This is a genomic window from Streptomyces sp. NPDC005863, assembly GCF_042871345.1.
Classification (GTDB): domain Bacteria; phylum Actinomycetota; class Actinomycetes; order Streptomycetales; family Streptomycetaceae; genus Streptomyces.
Genome location: NZ_JBIAII010000004.1, coordinates 400,138 through 423,580, shown reverse-complemented (window position 1 = coordinate 423,580; position 23,443 = coordinate 400,138). Strand labels below are relative to the sequence as shown.

26 protein-coding genes and 1 riboswitch are annotated in these 23,443 nt (G+C 72.3%); of the genes, 13 read left to right on the top strand and 13 right to left on the bottom strand.

The window, feature by feature from the left end:
* The first annotated feature begins 74 nt into the window (after nucleotides 1–74).
* Nucleotides 75–1,091: a GNAT family protein gene (locus ACFYO9_RS18225; protein ID WP_358777075.1), complete on the top strand. Its 1,017-nt coding sequence runs from the start codon at nucleotides 75–77 to the stop codon at nucleotides 1,089–1,091.
* Between the two features lie 136 nt (nucleotides 1,092–1,227).
* Here ACFYO9_RS18225 and ACFYO9_RS18220 read toward each other — a convergent pair whose 3' ends face one another.
* The gene (locus ACFYO9_RS18220) at nucleotides 1,228–1,797 is read right to left on the bottom strand and encodes a DinB family protein (RefSeq protein WP_358713752.1); all 570 of its coding nucleotides are present in this window, start codon (nucleotides 1,795–1,797) and stop codon (nucleotides 1,228–1,230) included.
* A 222-nt stretch (nucleotides 1,798–2,019) separates the two neighbouring features.
* On the opposite strand from ACFYO9_RS18220, the gene ACFYO9_RS18215 reads away from it, so the two are divergent.
* Together ACFYO9_RS18215 and ACFYO9_RS18210 are read left to right on the top strand one after the other, a co-directional pair.
* On the top strand, nucleotides 2,020–2,370 hold the full coding sequence (locus tag ACFYO9_RS18215; RefSeq protein WP_355807045.1) for a PRC-barrel domain-containing protein: 351 nt from the start codon (nucleotides 2,020–2,022) through the stop codon (nucleotides 2,368–2,370).
* Between the two features lie 156 nt (nucleotides 2,371–2,526).
* Entirely contained in the window at nucleotides 2,527–2,682 is a 156-nt protein-coding gene (locus tag ACFYO9_RS18210; RefSeq protein WP_355807043.1) for a DUF6131 family protein, read from the top strand.
* A 199-nt stretch (nucleotides 2,683–2,881) separates the two neighbouring features.
* Here ACFYO9_RS18210 and ACFYO9_RS18205 read toward each other — a convergent pair whose 3' ends face one another.
* Nucleotides 2,882–3,010, bottom strand: coding sequence for an LPFR motif small protein (locus ACFYO9_RS18205; RefSeq protein WP_355807042.1), 129 nt, complete (start codon nucleotides 3,008–3,010; stop codon nucleotides 2,882–2,884).
* A 274-nt stretch (nucleotides 3,011–3,284) separates the two neighbouring features.
* Here ACFYO9_RS18205 and ACFYO9_RS18200 point away from each other — a divergent pair, with 274 nt between their 5' ends.
* The 3 genes from ACFYO9_RS18200 to ACFYO9_RS18190 are packed head-to-tail and all read left to right on the top strand — an operon-like array spanning nucleotide 3,285 to nucleotide 6,913.
* On the top strand, nucleotides 3,285–3,785 hold the full coding sequence (locus ACFYO9_RS18200; protein ID WP_358713788.1) for a 2Fe-2S iron-sulfur cluster-binding protein: 501 nt from the start codon (nucleotides 3,285–3,287) through the stop codon (nucleotides 3,783–3,785).
* On the top strand, nucleotides 3,782–4,777 hold the full coding sequence (locus ACFYO9_RS18195) for a xanthine dehydrogenase family protein subunit M (protein WP_355807038.1): 996 nt from the start codon (nucleotides 3,782–3,784) through the stop codon (nucleotides 4,775–4,777). The genes ACFYO9_RS18200 and ACFYO9_RS18195 overlap by 4 nt, the downstream gene beginning before the upstream one ends.
* A 30-nt stretch (nucleotides 4,778–4,807) precedes the next feature.
* Nucleotides 4,808–6,913, top strand: a complete 2,106-nt coding sequence (locus ACFYO9_RS18190; RefSeq protein WP_358777052.1) for a xanthine dehydrogenase family protein molybdopterin-binding subunit — start codon at nucleotides 4,808–4,810, stop codon at nucleotides 6,911–6,913.
* A 28-nt stretch (nucleotides 6,914–6,941) separates the two neighbouring features.
* On the opposite strand, the gene ACFYO9_RS18185 is transcribed toward ACFYO9_RS18190, so the two are convergent.
* Both ACFYO9_RS18185 and ACFYO9_RS18180 read right to left on the bottom strand, forming a co-directional pair.
* On the bottom strand, nucleotides 6,942–7,964 hold the full coding sequence (locus ACFYO9_RS18185; RefSeq protein ID WP_355807035.1) for a PHP domain-containing protein: 1,023 nt from the start codon (nucleotides 7,962–7,964) through the stop codon (nucleotides 6,942–6,944).
* A 121-nt stretch (nucleotides 7,965–8,085) separates the two neighbouring features.
* The gene (locus ACFYO9_RS18180) at nucleotides 8,086–8,313 is read right to left on the bottom strand and encodes a DUF5133 domain-containing protein (protein WP_355807033.1); all 228 of its coding nucleotides are present in this window, start codon (nucleotides 8,311–8,313) and stop codon (nucleotides 8,086–8,088) included.
* Between the two features lie 185 nt (nucleotides 8,314–8,498).
* Between ACFYO9_RS18180 and ACFYO9_RS18175 the strand changes: the two genes are divergently transcribed.
* Together ACFYO9_RS18175 and ACFYO9_RS18170 are read left to right on the top strand one after the other, a co-directional pair.
* Nucleotides 8,499–8,798, top strand: coding sequence for a hypothetical protein (locus ACFYO9_RS18175; protein WP_355807031.1), 300 nt, complete (start codon nucleotides 8,499–8,501; stop codon nucleotides 8,796–8,798).
* A gap of 122 nt (nucleotides 8,799–8,920) precedes the next feature.
* The gene (locus ACFYO9_RS18170; protein ID WP_355807029.1) at nucleotides 8,921–9,415 is read left to right on the top strand and encodes a hemerythrin domain-containing protein; all 495 of its coding nucleotides are present in this window, start codon (nucleotides 8,921–8,923) and stop codon (nucleotides 9,413–9,415) included.
* 64 nt (nucleotides 9,416–9,479) lie between these two features.
* Here ACFYO9_RS18170 and ACFYO9_RS18165 read toward each other — a convergent pair whose 3' ends face one another.
* From ACFYO9_RS18165 to ACFYO9_RS18155, 3 genes are read right to left on the bottom strand one after another with little or no spacing between them, the layout of a single operon-like run.
* Complete coding sequence (locus tag ACFYO9_RS18165) at nucleotides 9,480–10,037, bottom strand: cupin domain-containing protein (RefSeq protein WP_355807027.1); 558 nt, start codon at nucleotides 10,035–10,037, stop codon at nucleotides 9,480–9,482.
* Complete coding sequence (locus ACFYO9_RS18160) at nucleotides 10,034–11,251, bottom strand: cytochrome P450 (RefSeq protein WP_358777053.1); 1,218 nt, start codon at nucleotides 11,249–11,251, stop codon at nucleotides 10,034–10,036. Before ACFYO9_RS18160 ends, ACFYO9_RS18165 begins: the two co-directional genes overlap by 4 nt.
* Nucleotides 11,248–12,327, bottom strand: a complete 1,080-nt coding sequence (locus ACFYO9_RS18155) for a type III polyketide synthase (protein WP_355807024.1) — start codon at nucleotides 12,325–12,327, stop codon at nucleotides 11,248–11,250. The genes ACFYO9_RS18160 and ACFYO9_RS18155 overlap by 4 nt, the downstream gene beginning before the upstream one ends.
* 359 nt (nucleotides 12,328–12,686) lie before the next feature.
* Between ACFYO9_RS18155 and ACFYO9_RS18150 the strand changes: the two genes are divergently transcribed.
* The 4 genes from ACFYO9_RS18150 (at nucleotide 12,687) to ACFYO9_RS18135 (ending at nucleotide 16,481) form a co-directional block, all read left to right on the top strand.
* Nucleotides 12,687–14,207 carry a carboxyl transferase domain-containing protein gene (locus tag ACFYO9_RS18150; protein WP_358777054.1) on the top strand — a complete coding sequence of 507 codons (1,521 nt, stop codon included), beginning with the start codon at nucleotides 12,687–12,689 and terminating at the stop codon, nucleotides 14,205–14,207.
* Nucleotides 14,204–14,446, top strand: coding sequence for a hypothetical protein (locus tag ACFYO9_RS18145; RefSeq protein WP_355807020.1), 243 nt, complete (start codon nucleotides 14,204–14,206; stop codon nucleotides 14,444–14,446). Before ACFYO9_RS18150 ends, ACFYO9_RS18145 begins: the two co-directional genes overlap by 4 nt.
* A gap of 131 nt (nucleotides 14,447–14,577) precedes the next feature.
* Nucleotides 14,578–15,168: a DUF4232 domain-containing protein gene (locus ACFYO9_RS18140; RefSeq protein ID WP_358777055.1), complete on the top strand. Its 591-nt coding sequence runs from the start codon at nucleotides 14,578–14,580 to the stop codon at nucleotides 15,166–15,168.
* A gap of 92 nt (nucleotides 15,169–15,260) precedes the next feature.
* Nucleotides 15,261–16,481, top strand: a complete 1,221-nt coding sequence (locus tag ACFYO9_RS18135) for a cytochrome P450 (protein WP_358777056.1) — start codon at nucleotides 15,261–15,263, stop codon at nucleotides 16,479–16,481.
* A 34-nt stretch (nucleotides 16,482–16,515) separates the two neighbouring features.
* On the opposite strand, the gene ACFYO9_RS18130 is transcribed toward ACFYO9_RS18135, so the two are convergent.
* Entirely contained in the window at nucleotides 16,516–17,526 is a 1,011-nt protein-coding gene (locus ACFYO9_RS18130) for a TIGR01777 family oxidoreductase (RefSeq protein WP_355807015.1), read from the bottom strand.
* A gap of 206 nt (nucleotides 17,527–17,732) precedes the next feature.
* Between ACFYO9_RS18130 and ACFYO9_RS18125 the strand changes: the two genes are divergently transcribed.
* Nucleotides 17,733–18,575, top strand: coding sequence for an endo alpha-1,4 polygalactosaminidase (locus tag ACFYO9_RS18125; protein WP_355807014.1), 843 nt, complete (start codon nucleotides 17,733–17,735; stop codon nucleotides 18,573–18,575).
* Between the two features lie 38 nt (nucleotides 18,576–18,613).
* Here the strand turns inward: ACFYO9_RS18125 and ACFYO9_RS18120 are convergent, their stop codons facing one another.
* From ACFYO9_RS18120 to ACFYO9_RS18100, 5 genes are all read right to left on the bottom strand, one after another.
* Nucleotides 18,614–19,528 carry an ATP-binding cassette domain-containing protein gene (locus tag ACFYO9_RS18120; protein ID WP_355807012.1) on the bottom strand — a complete coding sequence of 305 codons (915 nt, stop codon included), beginning with the start codon at nucleotides 19,526–19,528 and terminating at the stop codon, nucleotides 18,614–18,616.
* Complete coding sequence (cbiQ, locus tag ACFYO9_RS18115) at nucleotides 19,525–20,274, bottom strand: cobalt ECF transporter T component CbiQ (RefSeq protein ID WP_355807010.1); 750 nt, start codon at nucleotides 20,272–20,274, stop codon at nucleotides 19,525–19,527. Before cbiQ ends, ACFYO9_RS18120 begins: the two co-directional genes overlap by 4 nt.
* A gap of 6 nt (nucleotides 20,275–20,280) precedes the next feature.
* A complete protein-coding gene (locus ACFYO9_RS18110) occupies nucleotides 20,281–20,688 on the bottom strand; it encodes an energy-coupling factor ABC transporter substrate-binding protein (RefSeq protein WP_358777057.1) in 408 nt (135 codons plus the stop codon).
* The gene (locus ACFYO9_RS18105; RefSeq protein ID WP_355807006.1) at nucleotides 20,685–21,404 is read right to left on the bottom strand and encodes an energy-coupling factor ABC transporter permease; all 720 of its coding nucleotides are present in this window, start codon (nucleotides 21,402–21,404) and stop codon (nucleotides 20,685–20,687) included. The genes ACFYO9_RS18110 and ACFYO9_RS18105 overlap by 4 nt, the downstream gene beginning before the upstream one ends.
* A gap of 29 nt (nucleotides 21,405–21,433) precedes the next feature.
* Nucleotides 21,434–21,618, bottom strand: a riboswitch (cobalamin riboswitch).
* 106 nt (nucleotides 21,619–21,724) lie between these two features.
* The gene (locus ACFYO9_RS18100) at nucleotides 21,725–23,287 is read right to left on the bottom strand and encodes a diacylglycerol kinase family protein (protein ID WP_358777058.1); all 1,563 of its coding nucleotides are present in this window, start codon (nucleotides 23,285–23,287) and stop codon (nucleotides 21,725–21,727) included.
* Nucleotides 23,288–23,443: the final 156 nt, after the last annotated feature.

Here is a 23,443-nt window from a genome sequence, read left to right as displayed (position 1 = left end):
CCCCAACCGTCCCGTACTCGCACCGGTCCCGCAGTCCCGCGCCGGACCCGGTCGTCCCAGGAGGGCGCATGCCCATGTTCACTCTGCCGCTCGACGACGGCGACCACGCCCTGCTCCGCCCCCTGGAGCCGTGGCAGGCACCGGAGTTCCTCGCCCACATCGACCGCGCCCGGGCCACCGTCGACCCGTGGATCCCCTGGGCGACCTTCAGCACCGACCTCGCATCGGCCAGGGCCACCCTGCAGCGCTACGCCGACCGTCATGCCGCGGACACCGGCCGGATCTTCGGCATCTGGCTGGAAGGCACGCTGGTCGGCGGCGTCATGTTCCCCCGCTTCGAGACCGACTCCGGGTACTGCGAGGTCGGCTGCTGGACGGAACCGGCCGGTGAGGGCCGAGGTCTGGTGACGCGGGCCTGCCGCGTGCTGATCGACTGGGCCTTCGGGGAGCGCGGGATGAGCCGCGTCGAGTGGTGGGTCGCCACGGGCAACACGCGCAGCATCGAGGTCGCCCGGCGGCTCGGCATGACCCGCGAGGGTGTCCTGCGGCAGCGCTATCCCTATCGCGGGGCGCGGCAGGACAGCGAGGTCTGGTCGGTTCTCGCCGAGGAGTGGCCGCCGGCCGGTGAAGGGGCGAGCGCAGGGGGCGGGGCGGCGTCAGGGGTGGGATCGACCGCCGGTGTCCAGCGTGAACTCGACCGGCTCATGGGCGTGTTCATGGACGCCTTCACCAACACCGACGGCAGGCAGCCGGATCTCGACACCATCCGCGACATCTTCGTCCCGCAGGGCCGGATCATCGCGAACGTCGGCGACGAGCCCGTCTTCTACGACCTCGACGCGTTCATCGAGCCCCGGCAGAAGATGCTCACCGACGGCACCCTGACGGAGTTCACCGAGTGGGAGGTCTCCGCGCGCACCGAGATCTTCGGTTCGGTCGCCCACCGGTTCAGCGAGTACCGCAAGTCCGGCCGCCACAACGGCGAGCCGTTCGAAGGGTCCGGCCACAAGACCACGCAGTACCTGCGCACCCCCGCCGGCTGGCGGATGGCCTCACTGGCCTGGGACGACGCGCCCGCCACGGCCCGCTAGAACGGCGGCGACCACAACCCGCAATGGGCGGGGGCGCCTTCGCCCCACGCGCCAGAGGCGGGGCTGCCCTCTCCGCCCGTCACGCCCCACCCGTCACACCGCGCCCGTCACTGCCCCACCCGTCACACCGCGCCCGTCACTGCCCCACCCGTCCGTCCACGCACTCGCGCAACAGGTCGGCGTGGCCGCAGTGCCGGGCGTACTCCTCGATCCGGTGCACCCACAGCTCCCGGACCGAGACCTCCTCCTTGCCCAGCCGCTCCCCCAGGTCCTGGTGCCCGGCCAGCGCTGCGTCCAGCTCGTCCTGTTCACGCGCCAGGTCCGCGAACGCCGCGTCGACCTCGGCCTGTTCGGCGACCACCTCGTCGAAGTCGGCGCCCCGCCGCCCGTACAGCTTCGGCAGCGGGTCGTCCTCGGTGATCCAGTTGCGCCAGTCCCGCTCCACCTCGGCGAGGTGCCGCACCAGACCGAGCAGCGACATCGTCGACGGCGGCACCGAGCGACGGGCCAACTGCTCCGGGTCCAGGCCCTCGCACTTCATCCGCAGGGTCAGGCGGTAGCTCACCAGGTAGTCCTGCAGCGTCGCCAGCTCACCGTCCGGGCTTGCCCCGTCGCTGTCGCGGGGGTCGTCGGCGGGGTCCGCCCACATGTCGGTGTAGACGGTGGCCCGGGTCCAGCGCTCTGGTTGGTCGCTCATGCGCGCCATGTTCGCCCGTACGGCCCCGGCGCCGCCAGCGATTTTGGGCGGGGTTCCGGCGGCGCTGCGACGGCGTCCGGACAGCGCACCGGCGCGCGTCAGGAAAATCGAGTCTTTCTTGTTTGACCGCGCTTTGACAGGACACCCGATGGATCGAAGCGGCCGATCAATTCCGCGCCGCTTCCGGCATTCCAATGCCGCGTGTTTCAGGTGTCAATCAGGGAGTCCTGCGTGAGCAACGAAATGTGGAGCTACGTTCCGACCGCCGGCCACGGCCCCGACGCGGATCTGACGGGCTACAAGGTCGAGGCCACGGACGGGCACATCGGCAAGGTCGACAAGCACTCGAACGAGGTCGCCAACCAGTACATCGTCGTGGACACCGGCGTCTGGATCTTCGGCAAGGAGGTCCTGCTCCCCGCGAGCACCGTGACCGCCATCGATCACGAAGCGCGGCGGATCCTGGTCTCTCGCAGCAAGGAGCAGATCAAGAACGCCCCGGAGTTCGACAAGGAAAAGCACTTGGGCGACCCCGCCTACCGCGACCAGCTCGGCGGCTATTACAGCGGTCCGGGCCACTGATTCCGCCACGGCGGTTTCCTTAGGCACGACACATCAGGGCCACGGGGTGGCGGGCGTTCGGAACCGCACCCGTGGCTTTGACAGCGGCATTCATCCACCTGACGGATTTCACCCGTCGGGAGTACACTAAGAAAAGTTCTCAGGGTCGGAGGATCCATGATCGCACTCGGCGTCATTCTGCTCGTCATCGGCCTGCTGACAGGCATCTCCATTCTCTGGACCATCGGCGTCGCACTTCTGGTCATCGGTGCGGTCCTTTGGGTTCTCGGGGCTGTCGGACACTCGGTGGGCGGGCGCAAGCACTACTGGTAGAAGTCAGCGGAATCGGTGAGCGAACCGGTGACATCGGCGGTTCAAAGGGAACAGCACAAAGGGCACGACGAAGGAACGGCTTAAAGGCCAAGAGAAGTAGGCCATGGGAAGGGGGCCGGAGCGATTGCTCCGGCCCCCTTCCCATGGCCCGTAGGTGATGGACCGTGTTCTGGCCCTTCAGTTGCGGCCGTAATGCCCGTCAGTGGTGGCCGTGAGCGCTGTCGGAAGCACCTCCGAAGAGCCGCGCAATGGCGCGGAACGGCAGGGTGACCACCGTGGCAATGGCTCCACCGATGGCTCGGAGAACGTCTGCAATGGCCTTCAGCATGAGGGGCCTCCGTAGAGCTGTGACTCAATAGCGGTCGTTTGCTGTGTGCGTTCACACAGCCTTGCAACAGTCGCTTGCCCCGCGAATCACGGGGAAAACTCTTCCGTTACGGCGACGGGGCCACGCCCCGCTGCGGCGAAGGGCCGCCGCGCACTCCCGGCATGCCGGAATGTGTGTCCTGACTCAGGCTGGACAGACGATGTCGTCACAGACCACGTTCGGCACGAGGGAGCAGCGCGCCATGGGAACCGATGCGTTCCATTCGGAAGTGCCCATGACGGTGAACGGCAGGGGCCTGCGCCCCGTCGTCGACCACCGTTCGACCCTGCTGGACGTCCTGCGGGAGCAGCTGGACCTGACCGGCGCCAAGAAGGGCTGTGATCACGGCCAGTGCGGCGCCTGCACGGTCCTCGTCGACGGGCGCCGCGCCAACAGCTGTCTGCTCCTCGCCGTCGCCGTCGAGGGCTGCGAGATCACCACCGTCGAGGGCCTGCGCGCCGACGACGGCGAGGGCCGGCACCCCCTGCAGCGGGCGTTCCTGGAACGGGACGCCTTCCAGTGCGGGTACTGCACCCCGGGCCAGATCTGTTCGGCCGTCGGCGCCCTGGCGGAGGCCGCCGACGGCCGCGCGTCGTACGTGACGGACCCGGCCGCGGCCGACGGCACCCCCGTACGGCTGACCAGGGACGAGATCAAGGAGCGCCTCAGCGGCAACCTGTGCCGCTGCGGCGCCTATCCCCACATCGTCGAATCCGTCGAGGACGTGGCCCGGTGAAATCCTTCATGTACGTACGCGCCCACAGCGTCGACGAGGCGACCGCGGCCCACGCCGGCCGCCCCACCTCCCGCTACCTCGGCGGCGGGACCAACCTCGTCGACCTGATGAAGCTGGGCGTCGAGCACCCCGAGACGCTGATCGACGTCAGCCGGCTGCCGCTGGACACCGTCGAGGAGCTCCACGACGGATCCGTCCGGGTCGGCGCCGCCGTGCGCAACAGCGACCTCGCCGCCCACCCGCTCGTTCGCGACCGCTATCCCGTCCTGGCCCAGGCGCTGCTCTCCGGAGCCTCCGGACAACTGCGCAACGTGGCCACGACGGGCGGCAACCTCCTCCAGCGCACCCGCTGCCCCTACTTCCAGGACCTCGGCAAGCCCTGCAACAAGCGCGAGCCCGGTACCGGCTGCGCGGCGCGCGACGGCGTCCACCGTGACCACGCCGTCCTCGGCCACTCCCCGCTGTGCATCGCCACCCACCCCTCCGACATGGCCGTCGCGCTCGCCGCGCTCGACGCTCAGGTCGAACTGCGGGGCACCCGGGGGTCGCGGACGCTGCCCGCCACCGAGTTCCACCGGCTGCCCGGCGACCGTCCCGAGCAGGACACCGAGATCACGCACGGCGAGCTCATCACCGGCGTCGTGCTCCCACCCGCGACCGCGGGCGTCCCCTCGGCCTACCGCAAGGCGCGCGACCGCGCCTCGTACGCCTTCGCCCTCGCCTCCGTCGCGGTGGTGCTCGACATCGACGACGCCGTCGTACGCCAGGTGCGGATCGCGTTCGGCGGCCTGGCGCACCGGCCCTGGCGCGCCCGGCGTGCCGAGGAGGAGCTGCTGGGGGACGCGCCCACGGACGAGGCGTTCCTGCGGGCCGTCGACGCCGAGCTCGCCGCCGCCGAGCCGCTGCCGGAGAACGCCTTCAAGGTGCCGCTGGCCCGCAACATCGCCGTCGACGTGCTGCGGCGCCTGGCCGCCTCCCGCACCGCGTCCTGACCCGCCCCCTCACGTCTTCAGGGAGAACCCATGCCGGACACCGTCAGTGCTCTCGGGGCGCCCGCCGAGCGCAGGGAAGGTCCCGACAAGGTGACCGGGACCGCCCGCTACGCCGCCGAGCACTCGCCCGAGGGGTGCGCCTACGCCTGGCCGGTGCCGGCCACGGTGGCGAGCGGTGAGGTCACGGCCCTCGACGACGCGGCGGCCCTGGCGCTGCCCGGCGTCGTCGGCGTGCTCAGCCATCTGAACGCGCCGCGTCTGGCCGAGCCGGACGACGCGACCCTCGCGGTGCTGCAGGACGCGCATGTCCCGCACCGCGGCTGGTACGTCGCGCTCGTCGTCGCGGACAGCCTGGAGGCCGCGCGCGAGGGTGCCGCGGCGGTCCGCGTCAGCTATGCCGAGAAGGCGCACGACGTCACCCTGCGCACCGACCACCCGGGCGCCTACGTGCCGGAGGACTCCGATGGCACGTCGGGAGAGCACGTACGGGGCGACGCCGAGGCGGCGTTCGAGGCCGCGCCGGTGCGTGTCGACGTCGACTACCGGGTGCCGCCGCTGCACAACCACCCCATGGAGCCGCACGCGGCGACCGCACACTGGCAGGACGGGCACCTGACCGTGCACGACTCCAGCCAGGGCGCCACCACCGTCCGCGACGTCCTGGCCGGCCTGTTCGAGCTGTCCAAGGACCAGATCACGGTCGTCTCCGAACACGTCGGCGGCGGCTTCGGCTCCAAGGGCACGCCACGGCCGCACGTGGTGCTCGCCGCGATGGCCGCCCGGGTCACCGGCAGGCCGGTGAAGCTCGCCCTCCCCCGGCGGCAGTTGCCGGCCGTCGTCGGGCACCGCTCCCCCACGCTGCACCGGATGCGGCTGGCCGCCGAGGAGGACGGCACGCTCACCTCCGTCATCCACGAGGTGACCGCGCACACCTCGCGTCTCAAGGAGTTCATGGAGACCGGCGCCGCCGCGACGCGCGTCATGTACCCCTCCGCGCACGGCCGCACCACCCACCGCGTGGTGCCGCTCGACGTGCCGAGCCCGTCGTGGATGCGGGCGCCGGGCGAGGCCCCCGGCATGTACGCGCTGGAGTCGGCGATGGACGAGCTGGCCGACGCGGTCGGCGTCGACCCCGTCGAACTGCGGCTGCGCAACGACACCGACAAGGAACCCGACAGCGGCCGGCCGTTCAGCAGCCGCCATCTCGCCGAGTGTCTGCGTGAGGGAGCCCACCGCTTCGGCTGGGCCGGGCGCGACCCGCGTCCGCGCTCCCGGACCGAGGGACCTCTCCTGGTGGGCAGCGGGGTCGCCGCGGCGACGTATCCGTTCAACGCCTCGCCGTCCCGGGCCGCCGCCCACGCCTACCCGGACGGCAGCTACGTGGTCCGGATCAACGCCACCGACATCGGCACGGGCGCCCGCACCGTGCTCGCCCAGGTCGCCGCGGACGCGCTCGGCGTCCCCGTGGAGCGGGTGCGCACCGAGATCGGCAGCAGTGACCTGCCCGCGGCGCCGCTGGCCGGCGGTTCCATGGGCACCGCCTCCTGGGGCTGGGCCGTGCACGAGGCGTGCGCACGCCTGGCCGAGCGGCTCTCCGGACAACAGGGGCAGCAGCTTCCTCCCGAGGGCGTCGGCGCCTCCGCGGACACGGCGGGCACCGCCGACGCCGACAGCGACTACGCCCGGCACGCGTTCGGCGCCCACTTCGCCGAGGTCACCGTCGACCGGGTGACGGGCGAGGTACGGGTGCGCCGCCTCCTCGGTGTCTACGCCGCCGGCCGCATCCTCAACGCCCGTACGGCCCGCTCCCAGTTCATCGGCGGCATGACGATGGGCCTGGGGATGGCGCTGACCGAGGGCAGCACGATGGACGCGGCGTTCGGTGACTTCACGGAGTCCGACCTGGCCTCGTACCACGTGCCGGCCCATGCCGACGTGCCGGAGATCGAGGCGCACTGGATCGACGAGGACGATCCCCACCTCAACCCCATGGGCAGCAAGGGCATCGGCGAGATCGGCATCGTCGGGACGGCCGCGGCCATCGGCAACGCGGTGCACCACGCGATCGGCGTACGGCTGCGCGAACTGCCGCTCACGCCGGACCGCGTGCTTTCGGTACTGGAGAGCGGCGACTGAGGCGAGGCCCGCGGCACGCCCCTGCGTCTCAGGACCTGGCCCGGCTCCGCCGCGTCCACGCCGTGAGCTCCTCCGCCGACCAGGTGGTCACCACACGCTCGGCGGGCACCGCGCACTCCTCGGCCCGCGCGCACCCGATGATCTGCCAGTCCAGCTGGCCGGGCGCGTGCGCGTCGGTGTCCACGGAGAACAGCACCCCGGCGGCCACGGCCCGGCGCAGCAACCGCCGTGGCGGGTCGAGCCGTTCGGGGCGGCTGTTGATCTCCACCGCCGTCTCCGCGGCCGCGCACGCGGCGAACACCTCGTCGGCGTCGAACTGCGACTCCGGCCTGCCGCGCCCGGCGACGATGCGCCCCGTGCAGTGACCGAGGATGTCGGCCCGGGGATCGCTGACCGCGGTGACCATGCGGCGCGTCATCGCCGCCGCGTCCATGCGCAGCTTGGAGTGCACGGACACGACCACCACGTCCAACCGGTCGAGCAGCTCCGGCTCCTGGTCGAGGGAGCCGTCGTCGAGGATGTCGCACTCGATGCCGGTGAGCAGCCGGAAGGGCGCCCAGCGTTCGTTGAGCGCGGCCACCACGTCCAGTTGTTCGCGCAGCCGTTCCGGTGACAGGCCGCGGGCGATGGTCAGCCGCGGCGAGTGGTCGGTGAGCACGGCCCACTCGTGCCCGATCTCCTGCGCCGCCCGGCCCATCTCCTCGATGGGGCTGCCGCCGTCCGACCAGTCGGAGTGCAGATGGCAGTCGCCGCGCAGCAGCGCCCTCAGCTCGGCGCCGCCCTCGGCGATCGGCTCGCGGGCCTCGCCCTCGAGCCGCTCCAGATAGCCCGGCACCTCACCGGCCAGCGCCTCGCGCACCACGCCCGCGGTCTTGGGTCCGATGCCCTTGAGCGACTCCAGCGAGCCGTCGGCGGCGCGACGCGCGGTCTCGCCCTCGGCCAGTGCGGCGACCACCGCTGCCGCGGTACGGAAGGCGCGCACCCGGTAGGTGGGTGCGCGGCCCCGCTCCAGCAGAAAGGCGATCCGCTCCAACGCCTCCACGGGCTCCATCGACACCTCCGGCGCGCTCGCGTGCGGTGTGGCCCTTCCAGCGTCGCCCAGGTGCGGGCGAGCGGCACGACGAGCGCCGGTACGGCGACGGCGGGCGGCGGCGCGGCGAGGGTGGGAGGGGTCAGGCGGCCAGGTCAGGGGTGTCGACGTGCACGGTCCTGCCCAGTTGGGCCATGGCGGCCTCGACGGCTGCCTCCACGCTGCGGGTGCCGGTGGTGACGCACAGCGTGTACGAGACGTCGTCGAGGTCACGACGGACCTCGGCGGAGTCGTCCGTCAGGCGCCGGGCGCGCAACGTCGAGTAGGTGTTCAGCAGGGCGTCCAGAATCGCCGGGTGGGGCCTGAGCACGCCGCACTCCTTCCACGATGTGAAATTCCAATGGGTTTCTCCTCTGTACCCGCGCTTTCGTGCCGTACTCATCCATAAAGTCCGGCCCCGTGCCGGCCGACGCCCGCGGCCCCTCCCCTGCGAACGGTTACTCCCTCTGCTGCGGACCGGAGGCGGACCGTGTGCCGGGCGCCCAGGATGAGGCCATGGCGAACACCACGGCGCGGACCGGACCGCAGCGCACCGACGGCCTCGACGCCGTCACCACTCGCTGGGCCGCCCGCGACATCTCCTCGACCCACGGCCGCCTGCGCGACGCCCTGATCTCCTGGCGGACGTCCCTGCCCCCGGCCTTCCACGCCCCGGGCACGGGACCGGCCGGCGAGCACGTACGGCTCGTGATCGCCCCTGCCGCGCCCGGCGCCCCCGAGGACTCCCTGCTCCTCCACCTCAGCCCCGCCGAGGTGGAGCTGTTCATCGCACGGCTGTCCGACGAGTCGCCCTGAGCGGATCGCGTCAGGGGCAAAATCCCGATCACGGGGTATCCGGCTCGTCGAGACCCCGGACCCGAGACCGACCGGGCCGACGTGCCGCCCCCGCGCGCCCCGGCCCAGGAAAGGCAGAACCCATGTCCCCGACGAAGGACGTCGTCGAACTGATCCTCCGGGACCACCGCACGATGGAGGACCTCTTCCGCGACATGCGCAGCGTGGAGGCCGACCGGGCCGCCGCGCTCAATGAGTTCGCCGATCTGCTCATCGCGCACGCCCTGGCCGAGGAGGCGAAGGTGTACCCGGCGCTGCGCCGGTACAAGAACATCGACGACGAAGAGGTCGAGCACGGCGAGGAGGAGCACGAGGAGGGCAACAAGGCACTCCTCGAACTGCTCGAGGTCGAGGACATCGGTTCGGACGAGTGGGACGAGAAGCTGGAGCAGCTCGTCGAGGCCATCGCCCACCACACGGACGAGGAAGAGCGCACCATCCTCAACGACGCCCGCGAGAACGTCGCCATGGAACGGCGCGAGGAACTCGGCACCGCCTTCCTCGAGGAGCGCGAGAAGCAACTCGCCGCGCACCGCGGGAACGCCGAGGACATCCGCCGCATCCTCGGCAAGGACTGAGCGCGGACACGACGTCGAAGAGAAGCGGACGTAACGCCGAAGAAGCACCGCACGCCCCTGCGTCTCAACGAGCGGCAGCAGGCCGCCCGTCGTGGCGCAGGGGTGTGAGCTGCTCGATGTCGTAGCGGGCCCGCAGGGCCGCGATGGCGGCATGGTCGGGGGCGCCACCGGAGTCGAGGAGCGCGAGAAGTTCCTCGAAGTAGCGCTCGTGGTCGGGCGGTGGCGAGGCCTGGAAGAACATCTTCGCGGGCTTGTCGCCCCGGTTGGCGAAGGCGTGCGGGCAGCCGGGAGGCACGACGATGACGGTGCCGGGCGTGGCGCGTACGCTGCGGCGGCCGGAGGCCGACTCCCAGTGCTGCCAGCCGTCGGGGGTGCGTACCTTCGGTTCGAAGGCGAGGACGTCGAGTTCGCCCTCCAGGAGGTAGAAGAGCTCCTCGCTGCGCCGGTGCACATGGGCTCCGACGTCGAAGCCGGGCGGCACCACGACCTCGAAGCTCGAAGCCACCTGTGAGTGCGCGCCCGTGACCTTGAAGGTCACCTGCTGTGCCGGGGTGCGCAGGGTGCGCCCGTGGCCGGTCGGCACCAGGAGGCCGTCCGCGGTCCGGACGTGGTCCGAGGTCACCAGGTCACCGGGAGGGCTTCGGGGCCACGGATGAGGGCGCCGGGCCGCCAGCGCAGTTCCTCCACGGGGACGGCGAACCGCAGCCCGGGGAAGCGGTCCACGACGGCCGTGATCAGGAGCTCGGTCTCCAGCCTGGCCAGCATGGCGCCGACGCAGAAGTGCGGCCCGTGCCCGAAGGCCACGTGGGGGTTGGGGTTGCGGTCGAAGTCGAGACGATCGGGATCGGGGAAGACCTCGGGATCGCGGTTGGCGGCGAGGTAGGAGACGTAGATGGCGTCCCCGGCGGCGATACGGACGCCGTTCAGGAGGACGTCCTCGGTGGCGATGCGGGACAGGCCCACCGAGTTGCGGTGGGGGATGTAGCGCAGGAGTTCCTCGATGGCGCGTGGGCGCAGTGCGGGTTCGGCGCGCAGCCGGGCCAGGTGCTCGGGGTGGGTGAGCAGCAGGTACACCATGTTGCCGCAGTTGTTGGTGACCGCTTCGCCGCCGATCTGGATGAGCAGGGCGAGGCCCACGGCCTCCGCCTCCGTGACCTCGCCGCGGTCCACCGCGGCCGCGAGGAGGCCGACGACGTCCTCTCCCCCACTGCTGCCGCGCCGACGGATCTGCTCCCGGAAGTAGCCGGACATCGCCTTCTTGGCCTGCTCGCTGCGGTCCGCACCCTTGGCGGAGGACAGGATCAGCGCCGTCCACTCGTGCATCCGCGGGTGGTCGGCGGCCGCGACCCCCATGAGCTCGCAGATGACGGCCAGCGGGAAGGGCGCGAGCAGTCCCTCGGTGAGGTCGGCGGGCGGGCCCTCGCGCAACAGGGCGTCGACGCGTTCGTCGAGCATGTGCTGGGCGCGCTCACGCAGGCGTTCCACACCGCGGCCCGTGAACGCCGGCGCCACGGCCCGGCGCATCCGGGTGTGGTTCGGGGGGTCCTGCATCCCGACGGCTTCCTTGCTCGGGATGAAGTGCGGGGCGAGCCGGGTGACGTCTCGTTCGAGGACCGCCTCGCGGCTGAAGCGGGCGTCGTTGGTCACCGTGCGGACGTCGTCGTAGCGGGAGACCATCCAGGCCCAGCCCTGGCCGTGGGGCAGCCGGATGCGGGTGAGGGGGCCCTCGCGCATCAGGTCCGCGAGGACGGGGTCGAAGTCCACGCCGGTCAGCTCCGCGGCCGGCCAGTACCGGATCGGCGGAACCTCGGTCGTGGTGGTGGTCTCACTGGTCACTGGGCGTCTCCCGTGGAGGGCGTGGGGCGGGCGGTGGTCCAGTGGCCCAACGACATCTCCGCGGTGATGCCCGGGCCGAAGCCGGCGAGCAGCCCTCGGCCCAGCTCCGGGGCGCCGCCGTCGTCGAAGAGCCGGCGCAGCGCGTCGAGGACGACGGCGCTGGCGATGTTGCCGTACTCGGTGAGCGTGGCACGGCTGTAGCGGAAGGCTTCGGGGGGTACGCCGAGGAAGGTGCTGAGGTCGTCCAGGATGCGCGGGCCGCCGGCGTGGATGACGTAGAAGTCGAGGTCCGATGCGCGCCAGCCGTGCTCCTTGGTCAGCGCCTCCAGGACCGGTGCGAGCGCCTCCATGGTGCCGGGCACCCGCTTGTCCAGCTGGAAGTGGAATCCGGTCGCCCGTACGTTGTAGGCGATCCAGTCCTCGGTGCCGGGGACCAGGTAGGAGCCGTTGCGCTCCAGGCTGATGCCCTCGCCGCCCTGCCCTCGGACCACGGCGGCGGCGATGCCGTCCCCGAACAGGCCGTTGCACAGCAGGTTGCCGACGGTCAGATCCGTGGGCTGGTAGCAGAGGGAGCAGAACTCGCAGGCCACGATGAGCGCGTTGGCCTCCGGGTAGGCCTGGCAGAAGTCGTGGGCGCGGTTGACGGCTGCGCCGCCGGCGGCGCAGCCCAGCTGGGCTATGGGTATCTGACGGGCCTCGCTCTTGAAGCCCATGGTGTTGATCAGCCATGCCGTGAGGGACGGCATCATGAACCCGGTGCAGGAGACGTAGATGATGACGTCGATGTCCGCGGGCCGCAGACGGGCGTCGGCGAGGGCCTCCAGGATGACGGCGGGCACCCGGGCCTTGGCCTCGCTCTCGTAGAGCGCGTTGCGTGCTTCGAGTCCGGGGTGGCGCAGGGTCTCCTCGATCGGCTGGAGGAGATGGCGCTTCGCCACGCCGGTGTTCTCGATCAGCCGCAGGGCGAGCGGGAGTTGCGGGTGGTCGGCGTGGAGTGTGCGCGCCAGGTCGAGCGTCTGCTCCATGGTGATCACATGCTCGGGCACGGACACTGCAGGTCGGCACAGAGTCGCCATGGGGAGCCCTTCTGTCACACGAACGGAGACGAAGCCGTTTTCCCACCATCCCCTGAGGGGGGTACCGCCCCCAGATCAATTGGTCCGATCGGGTGTCCGTGGCCGAGCCGGCGCGGCGGGCCTCCCGGCACCGGGCCGTCCCGCCGGGGAGGGCCCGGCCGGCTCTTCGGCAGGTCGTACGAGGGCGTCGGCGGCCGGCCCACCGGATGCCTCGCGGCCGCCGACCGCAGAAGATGTGGGGACCAGCGATCGGCTCTGGGGTCGGAGGTCCTTCGATGACGTTGGCGGACGGGTCAGCCACCGCGGTTCAGCCCCTCGGTGCGGGATCACCCGGGCAAGTGGCCGACGGCGGACGGGAGATGGCTCACCGGGTCGCCGACCTCGACCGGGTCAAGGCGGCCCTGGTGGAGGGCTCCGGGGCGCCGGGCTCGCGCGCGGGGTTCGGTGCGCGTGACCGGGTGGACCTGCTGTTGGACGAGGGGTCCTTCGTCGAGACGCATCCCCTGCGACGGCACCGGGACCCCCAGTGTGCGAGTGCGACGGCCCCCGAGGACGCCGACGGCGTCGTCACCGGGTGGGGGACGGTCCAGGGCCGCACCACCTTCGTATACGCGCTCGATTCCCGAGGCACGGGGAGCGGGCTGGGTGAGACGCACGCGGAGAAGATCCACAAGGTGATGGACCTCGCCGAGCGTGCGGGGGCGCCCTTGGTGAGCCTCTGCGAGGGGTCCGGGGCGCACCTCCTGGAAGGGGCGGCCTCACTGGCCCGGTACGGCGGCATCCTGCGCCGCGCCGCCCGCGCTTCCGGGGTCGTCCCGCAGATCGGCGTGGTGCTCGGACCGTGCGAGGGCGCCGCCGCGTACGCCCCGCTGCTCGGCGACTTCGTCTTCGTGGTGCGGGGCACGGTCGCGGCTGCGGGCGGCGCCGGGCTCCCGGAGGCCGAGGCGCGGACGGCGAGCTTCCTCTTCGAGGACGAGGAGAGCTGCCTGGCCGGTGTGCGCCGCCTGCTGTCGTTCCTGCCCGCGAACAACCGCGAACTTCCCCCGCTCGACGCGTCCGACGACCCCGTCGGCCAGAGCGACGATCCCGTGAGCCGGAACGCGAACAGGAGCAGGAGCCGGAGCCGGAGCAGCGAGAGGCTGCGCGAGATCGTCCCTCGGGAGCCCGGACGGCCGTACGACATCCACGAGGTGATCGGCGAAATCGTGGACGACGGCGCGTACATGGAGGTCCACGAGGGCTGGGGCAGCGGTTTCGTCTGCGCGTTCGCGCGGCTGGGCGGTGAGGCGGTCGGTGTCGTCGCCGACCAGCCCCGCTCCGAGCGCGGTGCGCCGGACGCGGAGGGGCTGCGGAAGGCGGCCGGATTCGTGACGGTCTGCGACGCGTTCAACATCCCTCTGGTCACCCTGGTGGACGCGCCCGACTTCGTCGCCGGCAGCCCGCGGGAGGCGGGCGAACTCATCCGGCACGGCGCGGGTCTGCTCTACGCCTACGGCAACGCCACCGTGCCCCGGATCTCCGTCGTCCTGCGCAAGGCGCACGGGGCCGCGTACCTCATGCGGGACTCCCGAGCCATCGGCACGGATCTGGCGCTCGCCTGGCCCACCAACGAGATCGCGGTGACGGACGCCGAGACGGCCGTGGACGTGGCGTTCCGGCGGGACCTCGCGGAGTCCGACGACCCACAGATCACTCGCGAGCGGCTGGTCAAGCAGTACACCGCCCGGTTTCTGCATCCCTACTACGGGGCCGAGCACGGTCTGGTGGACGACGTGATCGACCCTGCCGCGACCAGGGGAATCCTCGTCGCGGCCCTGACGACGTTGCGGACCAAGCAGGAGGATCCGCCCTCACGCAAGCACGGGAACCCGCCCTTATGACAGATCAACTCCCCGTGGAGCTGCGGATCCACGGCGGACAGCCCAGCAGCGACGAACTGGCGGCCCTCGCCGCGGTGTTGGCGACGCGTCTGCGACGGCGCGCGGCCGCGCTGCGCGAGGAGGCACCAGGACCTCGCCGGGCGAGCTGGGACCACGCGGGGTGGGCGGCGGCCCATCGGCGCCCGACCGGGTCGTGGCGGACCGCTCCCGCGTCCCGGTACCCCTACCCCCCACCCTAGGGCGAGAAGAGGCGGCGCCCGGACGCGGGCCCGATAATGGGAGAGCCCGGGCCTCCATGGCCCAGGGCTGAGGGCGGGGCGACTCGATGGTTCGGCCGGGAGGAATCCCGGCGAGCCACGGAGGTGACGCCATGCGCAGCAACACCCGCACGACCACCACGACAACTCTGGCCGCTGTCGCGCTCCTTGCGGTGCCGGCCCTGACGGCGACCACGGCCCACGCGGCAACCGCCACCGAGGCCACGTGCCGCACCGAGCACCTCACGATGTCCTGGAGCGACGCGGGAAGCGCCACGTCGGACCGGGCCACGGGCCGCCAGGAGACCGCCGTGGTCCAGGTGAAGAACTCCGGCGACAAGACGTGCACGCTCAAGGGGCACCCGAACGTGTCCCTGACCCAGGGCAAGACCACCGAGACCTTGGCCGCCACCGGCAAGCCGCAGCCCAAGACGGTGTCGCTCGCCCCGGGCAAGAGCACGCAGTTCACGCTGGCCTTCCTCAGCGAGAAGGACGAACCCAAGCAGGCCATCACACCCGACAAGACGGTGGTGACCCCGCCGCACAACAAGTCCTCGGCGAGCCTGCCCTGGAAGTGGGGGCCGGTGACCAAGCAGGAGGGTGCCACGCACCCCGGTAACTGGGTCGGCCCCATCGGCGCCACGGTCAAGGCGGGCGGGTCCGGTTCCGCCGTCGGCTCCGTACCGGCAGTGCGTGCGCACTGAGAAGCCGGCTGAGGAGGTCGAGCTGGGGCCTCGGTCACCGTCTGGAGCACTCCCCCGCGACAACGTACCGGGTGGCGCCCGATCGTTGAGCCATGGCAGAAGACACCACCACCCTTGCCGAGCCGGCCACTCCCCCGGTCCGGGAGTGGCCCGACGCCGGAGTGCCGGGAACCGAGTTCGACCCGGTCCTCGCGGAGCTCATGGCCGAAGGCCCGCTGACGCGGATCCGGCTTCCGCACGGTGAGGAGGAGTGGGCGTGGCTCGCCACCCGGTACGACGACGTGAAGATGATCACGAACGATCCGCGGTTCAGCCGCAGGGCCGCCTCCGTACGCCAGTTCACCCGGCTCGCCCCGCACTTCGCCCCGCGCCCCGGAGCGCTGGCCTGGGCCGATCAGCCCGACCACAACCGGCTGCGGCGCGCCGCCTCCGCCGCGTACACCGTGGGGGCGGTCAAGCGGCTGCGCCCGCGCGCCGCGGCGATCCTCGATGAACTCGTCGACGCCATGGCGAAGGACGGCCCGCCGGCCGATCTGATCGAGCGGGTCCTCGAACCGTTCCCGATCTCCGTCGTCTGCGAGGTCATGGGGGTTCCCTCCGACGAGCGGCGCCAGGTGCACGAGTGGACCCGGGAGATCATCTCCACCGCGGGCGGCGCCGAGGCGTCCGAGCGCGCCAAGAAGGGCCTGTTCGGCTGGATCGCGCAGGCCATCCGCGAAGGGCGGGACGGGGACGACGTGCTGTCGCGGCTCGGTGCGGCGGTGCGCGACGGCGAGCTCGCCGAGGAAGAGGCGATCAGTGTCGCGGGCCCGCTGCAGATCGGCGGCGAGGCGCTGACCAACAACAGCGGCCAGATGTTCTACCTGCTGATGACCCGGCCCGACCTGATGGACCGGGTACGCGACGACCCCGCGTCCCGCCCCGCCGCCATCGACGAACTCCTGCGCCACATCCCCCACCGCACCGCCGTGGGCCTGCCGCGCATCGCCCTGGAGGACGTCGAGATCGGCGGCATCCTGATCCGGGCGGGGGATCCCGTCTACGTGTCCTACCTGGCCGCCAACCGCGACCCGGACGTCTTCACCGACCCCGACCGCATCGACGTCGACCGGGACGCCGGCGCGCACCTGGCGTTCGGAAACGGCCCGCACTACTGCACGGCCGCCGTCCTGTGCCGTATGCAGCTCGAGTTGCTGCTCGACGCCGTGCTGGACCGCTTCCCCGGCCTGCGCCTCACCGTGCCCGCCGAAGAGGTTCCCTTCCGTCAACGCACAATGATCCGCGGCCCCCTCTCCCTTCCGGTCACTTGGTGACCGCGTCCGCGTCCGCGAGGCGGAGGAGGCGGGATCAGCCGCGCCGGGTGTGACCGAGCCCGCGGCCGGTCCGGCGGGAGCGGGAGGGGAAGCCGGCCCGAGACCGTTCCCGGCGCGCCCGTCGTACGAGGTCGGCCGCCGCCCGCGGCCAGGCGCCGTGGTCGAAGGTGAACCCGGCGTCCCGCAGCCGCCCGGGCACCACCCGCCGGCTCTTGAGGAGGAGTTCGGTGTCGGAGCGGAGCACGAAGGCGCCGACTTCGGCCATCCACCTCGTCGCGGGCAGCCCGACCGGCATGCCGCACGCTCCGCGCAGCGCGCGCATGAACTCCCGGTGCGGCAGCGGCCCGGGAGCGGCGAGATTGACCGGCCCAGCGATCTCCTCCCGGTCGATCAGGAACTCCACGGCGCGCACGAAGTCCCGGTCGTGGATCCAGGACACGTACTGCGCGCCTCCCGCGACCGGACCGCCGAGGCCGAGCCGTGCCATCCAGAGCAGGTGGTCGAAGACGCCGCCGCGGTCGGGGCTCATGACCATCGTCGACCGCAGGGCCACCTTGCGCGTGTCCGGCGTCGCGGCACGCTCCTGCTCTCGCTCCCAGTTCCGCGCGATGTCGACGCTGTAGGACCAGTAGCCGGGGAGACCGGGCTCGTCTCCGCCGATCGCGCCGGTGGCCTCGTCGTTCGGCGCGTCGAAACGGTGGGCGTAGATGGTGGCGGTGCTCATCTGGAGCCAGACCCGGGGCGGCTTGCGGGCGGCGGCGATCGCCTCGCCCACGACGCGCGCGGAGTCCACGCGCGAGTCCATCATGGCGCGGAGGTTCTCTTCGGTGTAGCGGCAACTGACGCTGCGTCCCGCGAGGTTGATCACGACGTCACTGCCGTCAAGCTCCTCCGCCCAAGGGCCCAACGCGCGGCCGTCCCAGGGGACTTCGCCGTCCCGCCCGGGGCGCCTGGTCAGGACCACGACCTCGTGGCCCGCGGCGGTCAGTGCCCGACGCAACACGCCGCCCACCTGACCGGTCCCTCCTGGCAGCACGATCTTCACTGGGGCCTCCCGTGACGCGACGCCTGACCTCGTACGGCGAGCCTACGACGGGCCCGCTCGCGCACGGACGCCGCACCCCGGCTCGACTTGGCCGGACGGGAGTCGAAACGAGGCCCGGCGCGGAGGGCGGAGCCACGTACTGACATCCTGGCCCGGTGATCGGGATCAAGCGGCTTATCAGCAGAAATATCGGAGCGCGGCGGTCCGTGCGGGTCGGTCTGGGCGGCGCCCTGCTCCTCGCCCTCGTCGCCGGCTGCTCGGGGAGCGACTCCGGCGGCTCCGGCCGTTCCGAGCAGCCCGAGCGCGGCACCGCCGCGCGGGGCGATGTCCGGCAGCCGCCCGTCGACGCGCGCTTCGACTACCAGTTGGGCGGCGCCTACCCGCCCCCGGCGAAGGTGCGCGCCGTCTCGCGCGACCGCGCCGCCGAGCCCGCCGCGGGCCGCTACAACATCTGTTACGTCAACGCCTTCCAGGCCCAGCCCGGCAAGAAGGCGGCGCGCTGGTGGCAGCGCGAGCACCCCGGTCTGCTGCTCCGCGACGACGCGGGGCGGACGGTCGTCGACGAGGACTGGCGGGAGCCCCTGCTCGACATCTCCACGGCGAAGAAGCGCGCGGCGCTCGCCGAGATCGTCGGCAAGTGGATCGACGGCTGCGCCACGGCGGGCTACGACGCGGTGGAGCCCGACAACCTCGACTCCTACGAGCGCTCCGACGGCCTGCTCACCCCCGACGACGCGGCCGCCTTCGCCCGGCTGCTCGCCCGGCGCGCCCACGACCAGGGCCTGGCCGTCGCGCAGAAGAACACCACCGACCTCCTGGACCGGCGCGAGCGCATCGGCTTCGATTTCGCCGTGACCGAGGAGTGCGCCCACTACAAGGAGTGCCCCGACTTCGCGTCCGCGTACGACGGGAAGGTCTTCGACATCGAGTACGTGGCGAAGGACTTCGACGCCGCCTGCCGCACCTGGGGCAAGAAGCTCTCCATCACGTTGCGCGACCGCGACGTCCGGCCCGCCGGCGAGGACGGCCACGTGTACCGCCACTGCTGACCGAAGGCGGCCGACCGATCAGGTGAAGGCGGCCGGGATCAGCTTTCCGCCGCTCGGCCCGTCGGCGCGCCCGGCACCGCCGCCCCCACGAGCGCGGCCAACTCCTCCGCCGTACGCGGCCCGTCGCCCGCCCCGGCCGGCAGGCCGTGCGCCCGCAGCAGCTCGCCGACGGCGATGCCCCACGGCAGGTGCAGCCCGGCCTGCGCCAGCAGGTCCCGCCGGCCCAGCGTCTCGGTGACCGGCCCGGTCCGCACCCCGGCGGGGGTCAGCAGCGCCGCGTCGTCGGCCCAGCGCAGGGCCAGATCGACGTCGTGGGTCGCCATCACCACGGTGGTCCCGGCGTCCCGCAGCCGTCGCAGGGTGACGAGGAGGCGTTCCTGGCCGTCGGGGTCGAGTCCCGCGGTCGGTTCGTCGAGGACGAGGACGCGGGGCCGCATCGCCACGGCGCCGGCGATGGCGGTCCGCTTGCGCTGGCCGTAGGAGAGCAGATGGGTGGGCCGGTCGGCGAGGGCGACGATGTCGAGGGCCGCGAGCGCCTCGGCCACCCGGGCCCTGACCTCGGCGTCGGGCAGGCCGAGGTTGAGCGGCCCGAACGACACGTCCTGCTCGACCGAGGCGGCGAAGAGCTGGTCGTCCGGGTCCTGCACGACGAGCTGGACGGTGGTGCGCAGCCGGGTCAGACCCTTGCGGTCGTACGTCACGGGTACGCCGTCGACCGTCAACCCGCCCGCGGCGGGGCGCAGTCCGCCGCTGAGCAGGCGCATGAGGGTCGTCTTGCCGCTGCCGTTGCGGCCGAGCAGCGCGAGGGCGCGGCCCTCGACGACGTCGAAGTCAAGGCCGCTGAGCACGGTGGGCCCGTCCTCGTACGCGTAGGACGCGCCGCGCAGAGCGACCAGGGGCTCCCCCGGCCCGCCGCGGGCGCCCGGCTCGCGAAGAGCCCTCGGCTCGGTCATGGCAGGAACCTTTCCAGTACGAGGGTGAGGGCCACCAGGCCCACGAGGAGGGCGCCCGCGGCCGCCACGAAGGGCCGGGACATCCGGGCCTCGGGGACGAGGACCCGCAGCGTGCCGTCGTAGCCGCGTCCGGCGAGCCCGGCCTGCAGCCGGCCGGCCCGGTCGAAGGCCCGCACGAACGCGGTGGCGCCGAGCGAGGCGAGGGAGCGCCAGGTGGCGGCGCGGGTGGTGTGGCCGAGCCGGGCGGCCTGCGCCTGCCGGATCCGGCTCATGGAGTCCAGGAGCAGGAAGCTCATGCGGTACGTGACGAGCGCCACGTCCACGACCGGTGCGGGCACACCGGCCTTCACCAGCCGGGGCAGCAGGTCCGACATCGGTGTGGTGAACGCGAACAGCAGCACGCCGAGGGAGGCCGCGGAGGTCCGCAGGAGCAGACCGCCCGCGCGCGCCGGGCCTCCGTCGGCGAGCGTCACGAAGCCCTCGGGGCCGCCCAGTTGGACGAGCAGCGTGAGGGCGCCGGTGACGCAGAAGCCGAGCGGCACGCGGTAGGCGCGCCACAGTTTGCGGGGCGGCACGCCCGCGGGCCCGAGCAGCAGGACGAGCGCCGCGGCGAGCACCAGCGCGGCGCCCGGCCAGGGCGGCAGCGAGATGGCCAGGACGGTGAGGCCGAGCCCGAGCACGGCCTTGTCCACGGGGTGCCGGCGGCGCCAGCGACTGCTGTGCGCCGCCGCGTCGATGGGCAGCACGCCGGGTCAGACCTGCCCGGCCCCGGACCGGCTGCCCCGAGGGCCGGCCGGGGCGCCGGGCGCACCGGCCGGCGCACCGGTGGACCGCTCCGCGTCCGCCTCCTGCGCCAGCGCCTGCTCCGCGCCCTGGCGGCGCCCCTTGCGCAGCCCGAAGTAGTACGCGAGCACACCGGCGCCCAGGGCCGCCTGCAGGGCGAAGAGCGCCGACTCGATCTCCCCCGATGGGGGTTCGTACAGCGGTGAGAACCACGGCTTGTAGTCCGGCTTGATCTCGGTGATCGCGGTCTCGGCCTGCGCGTCGGCGCCGGCGAACGGCTCCTTCTCGTCGTCGCCGAGTCCGAGGGCCACGGGCAGCACCGCGAGCGCGGCGACCACCACGAGCAGCAGGATGTTGATCTTCGTGTTCCGGTTCATCGGGCGCCGGCCCCCGTCTCCGTCTTGGTCGTCGTCACGTCCGGTGTGCTCTTGCGCTGCAGCAGCACGCCGAGCCGGGTGAGCTCGCCCCTGCTCGACTGCACGAGCAGCCGCATCACCAGGACGGTGAGCAGTCCCTCGCTGATCGCCAGCGGGATCTGCGTGACGGCGAAGATGCCGCCGAACTTGCCGAGGGCCCCTAGGAATCCGCTGCTGGGGTCGGGGAACGCGAGCGCCAGCTGGACGCTGGTGACGCAGTACGTGGACAGGTCGGCGACGAACGCCCCGAAGAACACGGCGACCATGAGCGGGACGTCGAACCGCTTGAGGAGCCGGTAGACCGCGTATCCGGCCCAGGGGCCGACGATCGCCATCGAGAAGACGTTGGCGCCCAGGGTGGTGAGCCCGCCGTGGGCGAGCAGCAGGGCCTGGAAGAGCAGCGTGATGGTGCCGAGCACCGTCATGATGGGCGGCCGGAACAGGATGGCTCCGAGCCCGGTGCCCGTCGGATGCGAGCAACTGCCCGTGACGGACGGGATCTTCAGAGCGGACAGGACGAATGTGAAGGCCCCGGAGGCGCCGAGGAGCAGGGTGCTCTCCGGGTGTTCCTTGACCTCACGGGTCAGGGAGCGGACTCCGTGGACGACGAACGGCGCGGACGCTACGCCCCAGGCGATCGCGTGCGCCGGTGGGAGGAAACCCTCGGCTATGTGCATGGCTCGGCAGACCCTCTCCAGCACCTCGTGGATGGACAACGCGCCTTGGCCGGTCTCCTGGCTGACGGGTCGTACCGACCGGACTCCGCCTTCCCGGGTGCATGAGCACCCAGTGGCTGCCGCGAGGGCTGGAGCCGGACTTCCCGATCACAGTGGCGAGGGCCGCACCGGCATCACACCGGATTTCCCGTTCACCAAGGCGTGGCGACATTAGTGCGCAACTGATCTGCTGACAACTTGCGCACCGGTTGCGGCGGTGGCACACGCGAGCGCGTGTACCACCGCGTACGCCCCTGATCAGAGGTCGTGCGGAGCGTGGCTCAGCGCAGCCACTGGTCCTGGTCGGCGGGCCGGTACAGGGTGAGGGCCTTGGGGAGCTTGTCGAGGACGAGCCGCTGATACGTGGTGTCCGTGACCTCACCGTCGTAGGCGAGGTGCGGGTCCCCCTCCATGACCTCCAGCTCCAGCCTGCGCACCTGGGCGGTCGTCAGGACACGGGAGTTGTGCAGGGTCCCGGTGAGCACGGCGAGGAGCAGCCGGGTGCGGGCCAGCGGAGTGCCGGCCTCCACGGCGCGGACGTCGAGGAGTCCGTCGTCGAGCTGGGTGCGGTAGGTCGGGGCGAAGCCGGCCGGGTGGTAGATGCCGTTGCCCGCGAAGAGCAGCCAGATGCGGCGCGGTCGGCCGTTGATGACCACGGAGAGCGGGGTGCCCGTCGCAAGGACCTTGGCGAGGCCGATGACGAGCGCGGGCCACTTGCCGATGCGCTTCTCGAGCAGCTCCCGGGCGTGCACCAGGTCCGAGTAGACGCCGATGCTGAACGTGTTGAGGAAGAGCTGCTGTTCGCCGCGGACGTCGATCTCTTCGGCGGGCGCGTCCTGTGTGGCTTTGGTGGCGGCGCCGGGCTGCCGGTAGGCGGAGGCGCGTCCCACGTCGGCGGTGACGGCGTCGCCCGAGCCGATGGCGCGGGTGACGTCTTCGAGCGTCACGTTGCCGAGATCCACCGCGAAGTGGTTGAAGGTGCCGCCGGGGAAGACGGCGAGGGGCACCTGGTGCCGTGCCGCCGTGACGCTGCCCGCGTTGACGGTGCCGTCGCCGCCGCACACCCCCAGCGCCCCGCCGTCCGCGACGGCGCGCTGCGCGGCCGCGTCGAGCAGGGCCACCAGGTCGTCACCGGGCTCGAAGACGGTGATCGACGCTTCGGGGAGCAGTGTGCGCAGCGTGTCGGCGGCGTCCCTGCTCCAGGCGACCCCGGAGGACGGGTTGACGACCACGTGCAGGCCCTGGCCGTCCTTGAGCGCGGGGGCAGGACGGCGCGGCGGGGCGGCGGCGGCCGCGGCCGCGGGCTTCACGGGCCACCAGCGGCAGGTGAGCAGCGCGGCCCCGACGCCGATGAGAGCTCCGGCGGCCGAGCGGCCCCGGTGGTCCAGGCCCTTCTGGCCGCGTGCGTAGGCGAGCCCGGCCGCGAACGGCAGGACGGCCAGGCCGTGCCGGGGTGACTCCATGACGACGGCCGAGGTGAAGGCGGTCGCTGCGGCTATGGGGCTTGCGGGCAGCGAGGCGGTGCGGGGGCGGGGGAACAGCGCGGGCAGTCCGTCCAGGACGGGCCGGGCGCTGCGGGCCGCGGGCTTGGCCAGCGCATGGTTCACAGCTGTGACGATCGCCACCGATCCGAGTCCGCGCAGGGCCGCCCTGCGGGCGCTCCGGTCCCCCGAGAGCCCCAGCGCCGTGGCGGCGCCCAGCCACACGGCGTCGTGCTCGATCGCCGTCCGGAGCGCCCGTTTCACGGCGCTGCCGCGGGCCGGGCCCGCCAGGTCGAGGGCGGCGGCCAGCCGTTTGCCGGGCCCCGGGCCCGGCACCTTCCACCGCTGAACAGATCGCTTCATTCGCTCGCCACACCTCTGCATTTGTAAAGAATCCGCAGCACGCGGCCGGAACGGACCACAACGAAGTCTCAGCCTACCCGCGTCGAATGCGCCCACTCCGCCTGGTCCGCCTGCTCCGCCTGGTCCGTCGGCACCGCACCGCGGAGCCACGCGGGG